The organism is Candidatus Dormiibacterota bacterium, from assembly GCA_036495095.1.
Classification (GTDB): Bacteria; Chloroflexota; Dormibacteria; order Aeolococcales; family Aeolococcaceae; genus CF-96.
Genome location: DASXNK010000034.1, coordinates 1 through 10,122 on the forward strand (window position 1 = coordinate 1; position 10,122 = coordinate 10,122).

At 75.2% G+C, this 10,122-nt stretch carries 10 protein-coding genes; 7 read left to right on the plus strand and 3 right to left on the minus strand.

The features are described from left to right. Window positions 1–237 (plus strand): DUF3105 domain-containing protein (locus VGL20_03895; GenBank protein ID HEY2702813.1); only part of this gene is annotated, 237 nt, incomplete at its 5' end. Between the two features lie 4 nt (window positions 238–241). Here VGL20_03895 and VGL20_03900 read toward each other — a convergent pair. Next, the gene (locus VGL20_03900) at window positions 242–1,840 is read right to left on the minus strand and encodes a hypothetical protein (GenBank protein ID HEY2702814.1); all 1,599 of its coding nucleotides are present in this window, start codon (window positions 1,838–1,840) and stop codon (window positions 242–244) included. Window positions 1,841–1,982: 142 nt separating this feature from the next. Between VGL20_03900 and VGL20_03905 the strand changes: the two genes are divergently transcribed. Further along, a complete protein-coding gene (locus VGL20_03905; GenBank protein ID HEY2702815.1) occupies window positions 1,983–2,519 on the plus strand; it encodes a YrzE family protein in 537 nt (178 codons plus the stop codon). Between the two features lie 18 nt (window positions 2,520–2,537). On the opposite strand, the gene VGL20_03910 is transcribed toward VGL20_03905, so the two are convergent. Continuing rightward, on the minus strand, window positions 2,538–2,903 hold the full coding sequence (locus VGL20_03910) for a DUF5658 family protein (protein ID HEY2702816.1): 366 nt from the start codon (window positions 2,901–2,903) through the stop codon (window positions 2,538–2,540). Window positions 2,904–3,052: 149 nt separating this feature from the next. On the opposite strand from VGL20_03910, the gene VGL20_03915 reads away from it, so the two are divergent. Further along, window positions 3,053–4,291, plus strand: coding sequence for a glucosaminidase domain-containing protein (locus VGL20_03915; protein ID HEY2702817.1), 1,239 nt, complete (start codon window positions 3,053–3,055; stop codon window positions 4,289–4,291). Window positions 4,292–4,369: 78 nt separating this feature from the next. Here the strand turns inward: VGL20_03915 and VGL20_03920 are convergent, their stop codons facing one another. Then, entirely contained in the window at window positions 4,370–4,648 is a 279-nt protein-coding gene (locus tag VGL20_03920; GenBank protein HEY2702818.1) for an excisionase family DNA-binding protein, read from the minus strand. 269 nt (window positions 4,649–4,917) lie between these two features. Between VGL20_03920 and VGL20_03925 the strand changes: the two genes are divergently transcribed. The 4 genes from VGL20_03925 to VGL20_03940 all read left to right on the plus strand — a co-directional run. Further along, complete coding sequence (locus VGL20_03925) at window positions 4,918–5,871, plus strand: MoxR family ATPase (protein HEY2702819.1); 954 nt, start codon at window positions 4,918–4,920, stop codon at window positions 5,869–5,871. Window positions 5,872–5,956: 85 nt separating this feature from the next. Beyond that, on the plus strand, window positions 5,957–7,153 hold the full coding sequence (locus VGL20_03930; GenBank protein HEY2702820.1) for a DUF58 domain-containing protein: 1,197 nt from the start codon (window positions 5,957–5,959) through the stop codon (window positions 7,151–7,153). A 2-nt stretch (window positions 7,154–7,155) separates the two neighbouring features. After that, window positions 7,156–9,543: a transglutaminase-like domain-containing protein gene (locus VGL20_03935; protein ID HEY2702821.1), complete on the plus strand. Its 2,388-nt coding sequence runs from the start codon at window positions 7,156–7,158 to the stop codon at window positions 9,541–9,543. 23 nt (window positions 9,544–9,566) lie between these two features. Next, window positions 9,567–10,122 (plus strand): nitroreductase family protein (locus tag VGL20_03940; protein ID HEY2702822.1); only part of this gene is annotated, 556 nt, incomplete at its 3' end.

The window sequence follows — 10,122 nt, forward strand, 5'->3', positions numbered from 1 at the left end:
CGCGACTGGCTGAAGAAGCAGGCGCCCGACCCCGCGCTGGCGGCGCTGGTGAAGAGCCAGCCCGGCTTCAAGCCCTACACCAAGGTGATCGTCATCCCCTGGCCGTCGATGACGCCCAAGTTCGCAGCGGTCGCCTGGGACTACTACGACCCCATGGACAGGGTGGACACCACCGAGCTGCAGAACTTCTACGACAACCACCTCGACACCGCGCCCGAGGGGCTGAACACGCCCTGAGCCGTCAGCAGGCCCGAGCGGTCGCCGCCCAGGCCGGGGTCCCGCGGCTGAACAGCTGCATGCCGTGGTCGTCGAGCACCCGGCGCCAGCCGGGCAGCGCGCCGAGCTGGGTGGCGAGGCGGCCGGCTGGGGTCAGCACCGCCGTGGTCCCGCTGGCGTCGAGCAGGTCGAGGGCGGTGGGGGCGGTGGTGGCGCCGGCGGCGATGCGCAGGTCGTCGGCGAAGACCCGGTCGCCGGCGGCGATGAGCTCGCCGTAGTCGTAGACGCGGGTGCGCGGCCAGAGCTCCTGGATCAGGTACCCGCTGGTGCCGTACGGGGCGAAGAGGCGAGTGCCGTCGGGAGCGGCGCGCAACGCCGCCACCGCGCAGGCGGGATCGGCGGCGGCCACCCCCGCGGGTGAGGCGTCGGTCGCCGCCCGGGCCACCGCGATGCCGAGCCCGACGCCGCCGCAGAGCACCACCAGGGCGCCGGCGATCACGGTGGCGGGGGTGACCCGGCGGGCCCGCGGCACCGCCGAGCCTCGGCGGAGGCGGCGGGCGAGCAGGCCGGCGGCCGACTCCGCGGCGGCGGTCCAGGCGGGCAGGGCGATGGCGACGAGCAGGGCGATGTTGCGCACCGCGAGGCAGGCGGCCAGCACCGCCGCGGCGGCGAGCAGCCGGTCGCGGAGGTCGATGCGGCGCCCCAGCACCACCAGGAGCACGGTGGAGGCGGCGAGCAGGGCGAAGGGCCACAGCCCGGCGTCGTGGAGGTTGGGTGGCATCCACTCGACGATCGGCTTGGCCTTCACCGACGCGCTGGTCGAGAGCGCGTAGGCGTAGAGCCGCGGGCCGGCGGGATTGAGGCAGGCGGCGGCGGCGGCGACGCCGAGGGCGATCGCGAGCTGGCGCACCCGGACCGCGGGGGCGGCGCCGGCGAGCCGGAGCCGGGTCCGCACCGCCTCGATCGCGACCACGGCCCCGAGCACGGCGATCCCCCCGAGGAAGCCGGCGTGGAGGTTGGCCCAGAGGGCGAGCAGCGGGGGCAGCAGCCAGCGCACCCGGCCGCCCCGGGCGAGGTGGCGCTCGGCGATCAGCAGGGTCCAGGCGGTGAGCGCGAAGGTCGCCACCTGGGGACGGGCGCCGAGCACCGGCTCGGCCGCACGGGCGCCGAGCAGCAGCGCGCCGGCGAGGGCGAGCGAGCCCGCCCCCCGGTCGCGGGCGCGGAGCGCGCACGCCCAGAGCCCGGTCCACGCAACCGCCGCCATCACCAGGGCGACGAGGAGCACCCCGCCGGCGGCGGCGAGGCCGGCGAAGATCACCTCGGCGAGCCACTCGTGGGGGGTCCAGGGCGCGCCCTGGGCGGTGTAGGTGAAGAGCTCGCCGCCGGGGACGGAGAGGTGGTCGAGCATCCAGCGCCCGGCGCGCAGGTGCCACCAGAGGTCGGGGTCGCCGAGCACGTCGAGGCAGGGCACCCCGGCGAGCAGCAGCGCCGCCGCCAGGAGGGCGCGCCGGGGATCGGCGAGCAGGGCGGCGAGGCGCCGGCCCACGCTGCGGACCCGGCCGGGCTGTGCCCGCCCGCCCGCCGGGAGCGCGGGGGCGACGAGAGGGCTCGGGGTGGGGGACACGATCGTGGCGAGCCTACCCGGGCCCCGCCGAGGCGCCGGCGGCCGTCATCGGTCCGTTGCCTATACTCCGAGCCGGGGGGATGGCTGTCATCGCGAGGCGACGGCGGCCCCGGGGGACGCCCGCCCGAACAGAGGAGAAGCGATGTCTCGGGCCAATCGCCGGCGCGACGAGGCGAGGCCCGCCGGGGCGACCACGGCGCCCGCCACGGCGGTCACCGAGCGCCGCCCGGTGGCCGGCGCCCCCGGCGCCAGCGATGCCGGCAACCACATCTCGTGGCGCGCCTGCCTGGCCGGCCTGCTGCTCGGCGAGCTCGCGCTGCTGCTGGTCACCAACGGCGGACTCATCCTCGCCAGCGCCATCTTCGGCCCCACCGAGAGGCTCGACGGCGGCATCGTCGGCATCGGCAGCTTCCTCGCCGTCATCCTCGGCGGCTTCGCCGCCGCCCGCATCGCCGGCCGCTGGGGCCTCTACCAGGGGACCGTGGTGGGCATCGGCTTCATCCTGGTGTCGGTGATCGTCCAGTTCGGCCAGGAGGCCTCGATCGTCCACTCCTCGCTGAGCTCCGGCGCCCATCACATCGTCGACCTCGGCCCGATGCGCATGGACAACGTGATCAGCGGCGACCTCCTCGCCCTGTTCGGCGGCTCCTTCGGCGGCTGGATCGCCCGCAGGCGGTAGCCCTGGGGCCGGTGACGCTCAGAGCGGACGGGCGGCCAGCACCAGGCTGAGGTTCGAGGCCACCACCGCGCCCATCAGCACGGTGAACCCCCAGGCCGAGGCCACCGCGACCCGTCGCGGCAGGAGCATCAGCCCGCAGACCAGCGCCAGCACCACCGGCACCTTCTGGAGCAGCAGCCCGGCCATGCCGAGGTGGTGGATCACCCCGGCGGTCAGCGGGTTGGCCTCGTCCAGCCCATGCACCAACCCCACCGTGGTGGTGAGGATGTCGAGCAGCTGGGCGACGATGAAGAAGACGAGCGGAACCCGAAGGAACCGGTCGGAGAGCACGGCCGAGAGCCGGGCGGCCGCCACGGGCAGCGCGCGCGTCGGGGTGCTGAGCATGCCCCCGATTCTCGGAAGCCCCTCTCGCCATCCCGGTGAAGGACCGGCGACGGCCCTGTGACGGCCGGCCGCTCACCCCTCTTGGCTGGGGTCAACTCTGGCCGTATCATGCGCGGCCTGGGGATCGTCCCCGGCAACCAGGAAGGATCATGCTCCCGCGTTCCGCTCCACGCCTCCGCACCCTGCTCGGCACCGCGCTCTGCGTACCCCTGCTCGCCCTCTCGCTGAGCGCGGGCGACGCCGCCACCGTGCCCTCGCAGGCGAACCCCTGCCCGCAGAACCCGGTCGGCGGCGGGGCCTCGGGCCCGGGGGGCGCGAGGCCGCCGGGACGCGGCGCCGGCGCCGCCGCCCCCGCGCCCGGCTCGGACCCGTGCGCCGACCTCCGCGCCGCCCGGGAGCGCGCCGGCCAGGTCGACGACCTGCTCACCGCCCGGCGCGCCGACCTGGCCTCGGCGCGGGCCCAGCTGGCCGCCCTCGAGGGCAGCGTCACCCGGCTCGGGGAGGAGGTGGCCCGCGACAGCGCCCGCCACGAGGAGGTGATGCAGCGCTGGCGCAGCGACCACGAGCTGCTCGCCCGCCAGGTCCGGAGCCGCTACGTCGCCGGCGAGCAGGGCTTCATCGCCTACCTGGTGGCGTCCGACAGCTTCAGCGCCCTGCTCGACCGCGCGGTCTCGGTGGGCCGGGTGGTGAGCGCCGAGCGCGGCCTCGTCGCCCGCACCGCCGCCGAGCGGCGCGAGGCGGAGGCACTGCTCGCCGACGCCACCGCGCGGCGCGACCAGGCCTCGCTGCAGATGCGGCAGATGGACGCGCTGCGGGTGGTGATCCAGTCCGACGTGGCCCGGCTCAGCCGCGCCTCCGCCGACGCCCACGCCGCCGCCAGCCTCGAGGCGGCGATCGCGGCGCTGGCCCTGGCGCGGGCCCACGGGACGATCTATCCCGCCGTCGACGGCCCCACCTTCACCGCCGACAGTGACCTCACCCGGCCCTCGGGGCTCACCCCGGAGCGGATCGAGAGGTTCCTCCACGGCACCGCCCTCGCCGGGCTGGGCCGGAGTTACATCGAGACCGAGGCCCGCTCCCACGTCTCGGCGAACTACCTGGTCGCCGACAGCATCCTCGAGTCCGCGTGGGGCACCTCGCAGATCGCGCGGGACAAGCACAACATCCTCGGCTTCGGGGCGGACGACAGCCATCCCTACGAGGACGCGGTGAGCTTCCCCTCCTTCGCCGCCTGCGTCGACACCGTTGCCCGCTACGTGGCCGCCCACTACCTCGACCCGCGGGGCAACTCCTTCCACGGGCCGACGCTGCGGGGCATGAACGTGCTCTGGGCGACCGACCCGGAGTGGGCCCACAAGGTCGCGACCATCGCCACCAGCATCCCGTAGGGGCTCTGGACGTGGGCGGCCTGGGGCGGGCGGCACTGGATCCTCAGCGATCCGGCCGCCGCTCCCCTGGCTCCCGGCTCAGGTGCGCGCCGCGGTCTCCACGGCGCCGGTCTCGGACCGGCTGCCCGACGCGGAGTCACCGGAGCCGGGCTCGTAGGCCCGGCCGACGAGGTCGATCCGGCCCAGCGAGCGGGCGAAGTCGAGGCAGGCGGCGCGGGTGAAGCGCAGGTGTCGACCCGGCGTGTGCCAGGCGACGATCTGACCCTGGCCGACCGCGCGGCGGAGTGTCGACCTGGAGACACCGCACAGAACGGCCGCCTCCCCGGTGGTGAGGATGTCCTCGGGCTTCTCGATCATCGGCCTCCCGTTCCCATACATTGGTGGACGCGGTCCTCAGTGCCGCCGCGGGGCGCCCCGGAGGGCGTCGAGGGAGGAGCAGGTGGTCGGAAGCAAGAACCGCCCGCCCGGCCCTCATGAGGTGCGTGTATACAACCTCAAAGGGGTGCCCGTGTGGTTTTTCGGGCACGTGATTCCGTTGACCGGACCTCGCGGCTTGCCCGCATATACTCAGCCGGAGCCTGGCGGGAGATGGGCGGCCCGACCGGCAGCGCAGGAGGCTCGTGGTGGTGGGATCCGTCCGGCAGGTGGTCCGGCGCCTGGTGGAGAGCGTCGGCACGGTCATCGTCGGCAAGGAGGCGGAGGTCGAGCAGTGCGTGATCGCGCTCCTCTGCCGTGGCCACGTCCTCATCGAGGACGTCCCCGGGGTGGGCAAGACGATGCTCGCCAAGGCGCTCGCCCGCTCCCTCGGCTGCCTGTTCGAAAGGGTCCAGTTCACCCCCGACCTGCTCCCCGGCGACATCACCGGGGTGAACGTCTTCAACCCGAAGACCACCACCTTCGAGTTCCGGCGCGGGCCGGTCTTCGCCCAGGTGCTGCTCGCCGACGAGATCAACCGGGCCACCCCGAAGACCCAGTCCAGCCTGCTGGAGGCGATGGAGGAGGGGCAGGTCACCGTCGACGGGGTCTCCCACCGCCTCCCCGAGCCCTTCATCGTGCTCGCCACCCAGAACCCGATCGAGCTCGGCGGCACCTTCCCCCTCCCCGAGGCCCAGGTCGACCGCTTCCTCGTCAAGGTGAGCATCGGCTACCTCTCGCTCGAGGAGGAGGTGGCGATGCTCGACCGCTTCCAGCTGGCCTCACCGCTCGAGGCGCTCACCCCGGTGGCCACCACCGAGGAGATCCTCGCCTGCCAGTCGGCGATCAGCGGCGTCCACTGCGACGCGCGGCTCAAGGAGTACACGGTGCGGATGGTGCAGCGCACCCGGTCCCACCCCGACGTGGTCCTGGGCGCCTCCCCCCGCGGCAGCCTGGGCCTGCTCCACGCCGCCCAGGCGCGCGCCGCCGCCGCCGGCCGCGACTACGTGCTCCCCGACGACATCAAGGAGCTGGCGCCCTCGGTGCTCACCCACCGGATCATCGTGCGGCCCAACGCCGAGCTCCGCGGGCTGACCGCGGCCTCGGTGCTCGCCGAGGTGCTCGACAGCGAGTCGGTCCCGCTCGCGGACCGGCGGTTCGCGTGACCATGAGCTCGCTCATCGGACGGGGCGGGGTGAGCGAGGCTGGCTCCGCCGCCGCAGCGAGGGGGGGGACGCCCCCCCTGAGAACATGAGCGGCCGGGCCCCGCTGATCGGCTGCATCGCGGTGCTCGCCTTCTTCGCGGGGATCACCGGGGTGCGGCTCGCGTACACCCTCGCGTACGTGCTCGTCTTCATGCTGCTGGTCGCCTTCGCCTGGTCGCGGGCGGTGGCGCGGCGGGTGACGGTGACCCGGGAGTCGCCCTCCGGGGTCTTCATGGTCGGCGAGCCCTTCAGCGAGCGCTTCACCGTGACCAACCGCGGCCTGCTCCCGATCGCCTACTGCGAGGTGCGCGACGCCACCTCCCTGCCCGGCTACCTGTCCAGCAGGGCGCTCTCGCTCAACGGCGGCAGCACCGTCACCTGGAACACCCGTGGGGTGTTCGCCCGCCGCGGCGTCTACGCGTTCGGTCCTGTCCAGGTGCGCCTTGGCGACCCCTTCGGCCTCTTCCCCCGCACCGTGCGGGTGGCCCCCGGGTCCGCGGTCACCGTCTATCCGGCGATCCACGCGGTCGGCGAGATCGGCCCGCTGAGCGCCGGGGGGAGCGGGGGCGACGTCCGCCGCGGGCGCCCCGTCGACATGCCCCCGGAGGTCGCGGCGGTGCGCGAGTACGACGCCGCCGACGGCATGGGGCGCATCCACTGGCCCTCGACCGCACGCGCCGGCCGGCTGATGAGCCGGGTCTACGACACCCGGCAGAGCTCCGACCTGCTGGTGGTGCTCGACCTCGAGCGGGGCCACTCCGCCGGGGTCGCGCCGGAGGCGTCGGTGGAGTACGCGATCTCGCTGGCGGCCTCGATCTGCCATGCCGGGCTCCGCCGCGGCCAGGCGGTCGGCCTGGTCACCAACGACGCCCGCCACACCGCCATCGGCGCCGGCCGCGGCGAGGCCCAGCGGCTCCGCCTGCTCGACTACCTCGCCACCGCCGAGGACGACGGCGGCACCGGTCTCGCCGAGACGGTGCGCCGCCACGGCGAGGGCTGGCGCGGCCGTGGCGGCATCGTGGTGATCACCTCGCGGCGCGACCAGGAGTGGATCGAGGCGCTGCTCGAGGTGGGCACGCGGGGCGTGCGTCACCTCGCGGTCGTGGTCGAGCCCACCTCCTTCGGCGCCGCCGGGCCGCCGATCCGGGTGCTCTCCGCCTGGCGGCTCGCGCTGGACTGGTGGCTGGTGCGCCGGGGAGACGACCTCGACGCCGGGCGCCGCTCCCGCGCCGCCGCCCTGTAGCCATGGTCGCCCAGGGGGTGGCGAGCCGGCCGCTGCCCGCGACCCATCGCGGCCGCACCGCCGCCGCGGTGCTGGTGATCGCCCTGGTGGCGGCCACCACCTGGGCGGTGATGGTGGCCGACTGGGTGGACGGCACCGGGGTCACCCTCGCCGCCGCGGTGGTGGCCACCGCCGAGGCGGTGCTGATCGCCCGGTCGCTGGTCGGCCGGGTCGTCGCCGCGATCGCGGCGCCCCTGCTCGGGCTCATCGTCATCGTGCTGCTCACCCTGGGGTCGATGCCCGCCGACGGCGGCGCCGGCCTCCAGCACGCGGTGCTCCGCTACGCGGGCGCGCTCGCCGCCGGGCTCTTCCAGTCGGACGACTGGACCTTCCTCGTCGGCCTCTGCGGCGCGCTGTGGCTGGTGGGGTTCTGGACCGGATGGGTGGCGGTGCGCGAGCAGCGTGGCGTGCTCGCCGTGCTCCCGGTCTACGCGGTGCTGGCCGTCAACGCCCTCAACGCCCCCAGCCTCGAGCACGTGCTCGTCCCCGAGGCCTGTACGGTCGGGCTGTCGCTGCTGGTGGTGACCCGCACCCACCTCGCCCACCTCGAGAGCGGCTGGCGGCGGCGCCGGATCATCGCCCTGCCGGGGACGGGGAAGAGCTTCGGCCGCACCGGCGCCGCCGCCTCCGGCCTGGTGCTGCTCCTCGCCCTGGTGGTGCCGCCGCTCACCAACGTCGACATCTCCGGGCGGATCTTCGACGTGGGCAGCGGCCAGGGCGGCCGCGGCGGCGGCCAGGGCGGGCTCCGCGGCGGCGGCACCGCCGAGCAGCAGGCCCCGATCCAGTTCTCCGCCGACACCCAGCCCGGGGGCGCCCTGGTGGCCGTCCCCCGGCCGGTGCTCAGCTACACCTCCGACAACTCGGAGTCCGTCTACCTGCGGGTGGTCAACGACACCGTCTTCGACCGGGGGAACTGGTACTACTGCAAGCCGCCGCTGGCCCGCCTCCCCCTGGGTGCGGGGGGCAGCGTCCCCCTCGACGCCGGGCCCGCCGCCGGCGCCGTGGGCACCCGGGAGCGGCGGCTGCGGGTGAAGATCATGCTCGACCCGGCGGCCGCGGCGGCCCAGGCCGACGCCCTCTTCCCCGGCGAGCCGCAGTCGGTGCTGAGCGCCGGGAAGGTGCCGGCTGGGAGCGCCGCGAGCTGCGCCCACCCCACCGGCTCGGCCGGCGGCGGTCTGCTGACCGTCGACCGGGTGCCGCTGCGCCCGGGGATCGACAGCCTCGACACCGTGGGGCTGCAGCCCACCGCCACCGAGTCCGAGCTGCGCGGCGCCGGCATCGACTACCCGGCCTGGGTGCTGCAGTTCACCCAGCTGCTCACCCGGGACCCCGCCGACACCACCCAGAAGCTCGCGATCCAGGCGAGGGCGCGGGAGTGGACCCGCGGCCTGACCAACCCCTACGACATCGCGACCGCGATCGAGAGCCACCTGCGCTCGCCGGACTTCACCTACACCCTCACCCCGCCGCGCCCGCCCGACGGCACCTGGCCGATCACCTGGTTCCTGCTCACCAGCCACCAGGGCTACTGCCAGTACTTCGCCTCCTCGATGGCGACGATGCTGCGGTCGCTCGGCATCCCCGCCCGGGTCGTGGGTGGCTATGGCGGCGGCACCGAGGACGACAGCAACGCCAACGCCAGCACCCGAACCGTCGACCACCGGGTGACCACCACCGACGCCCACAACTGGGTCGAGGCCTACTTCCCCCACAACGGATGGATCCCCTTCGAGCCGACCCCGCCGAGCTCGGTGGGCGGCCAGTTCGACACCTTCCCGCGCGGCAACCCGGCGGCGCCCAGCGGCACCACCGGCCCGCTCACCACCACCGCGACGCCGCTGCCGGCGCCGCGACTGCGCACCCAGGCCGAGCCTCCTCAGGGGGCGGAGGTCACCCCCGCCGGCGGCGCCCCCCGCGGGCTGGTGGCGCTGGTGGTGACCGCCCTGGCCCTGGCGGCGCTGGCGGTGGTGGGGTGGCGCTGGCTCGCCGGCGCCCACGGCGACGGCGCGCTGCGGCAGCGGATGCGGCTTCTCGGCCTCGCCTTCGGGGTGCGTCGACGGCCCTCGGACACCGACGCCGCATTCGCCCGCAGGCTGGCCTCCGCGCTCCCCGCCGACACCACCACCGTGCTCCACCGCGATGGCTCGGCACCGCCGGGACCGCGGCCGGTGCGTGACGCCGCCGCCGAGGCCCTCGCCGTGGTGGCCGAGCTCTCCGGGAAGGAGCGCTACTCCGTCGAGGGCCTCCTCCCCGCCGAGGAGGTGCGCCGGCGCCGCGCCTGGCAGCGGGTCTGCCGCGCCTCGATGCTGCTGTTCTGGCGGCGCCTCCTGGCCGTGACCGCCCGCGCCTGAGCGCGCCTTTCTGGGAGTCGACCATGACCGAGGACGAGAGCGGTCCGCGGACGCCGACCGCCGACCCCGAGGAGATCCAGCGCCGGTTGCAGATGCCCCTCGAGCTCGCGATGGCGACCCAGCGTGCGGTGCGCCGGGTGCTGCCCGACCCCGTCGACGACGCCGTGGTGCGCCGCTGCCTGGAGCTGGCGGTGGAGGCGCCGACCGGGTCGAACAGCCAGAACTGGGGCTTCGTCGTGATCCGCGACCGCGAGGTGAAGGCCGCCTTCGGCGCCCAGTACCGGCGCGCCTGGAGGCTCTACGGCGGCCTCGGCGAGAGGCTGCGCGGCGGCGACCCCCAGACCGCCCGGATCCTGCGCTCGGTGCGGTGGCAGGTCGAGCACTTCGAGGAGATCCCGGTGCTGGTGGTCTGCTGCCTGCGCGGCGGCCCGCACCTCCCCCTGGTGCCGATGCCGCCGATCGCCGCCAGCAGCCACTACGGCTCGATCTATCCCGCGGTGCAGAACCTGCTGCTCGCCGCCCGCGCGGTCGGGCTCGGCGCCTCGCTGATCACCCTGCCGCTGTGGTCGACCCTGCAGG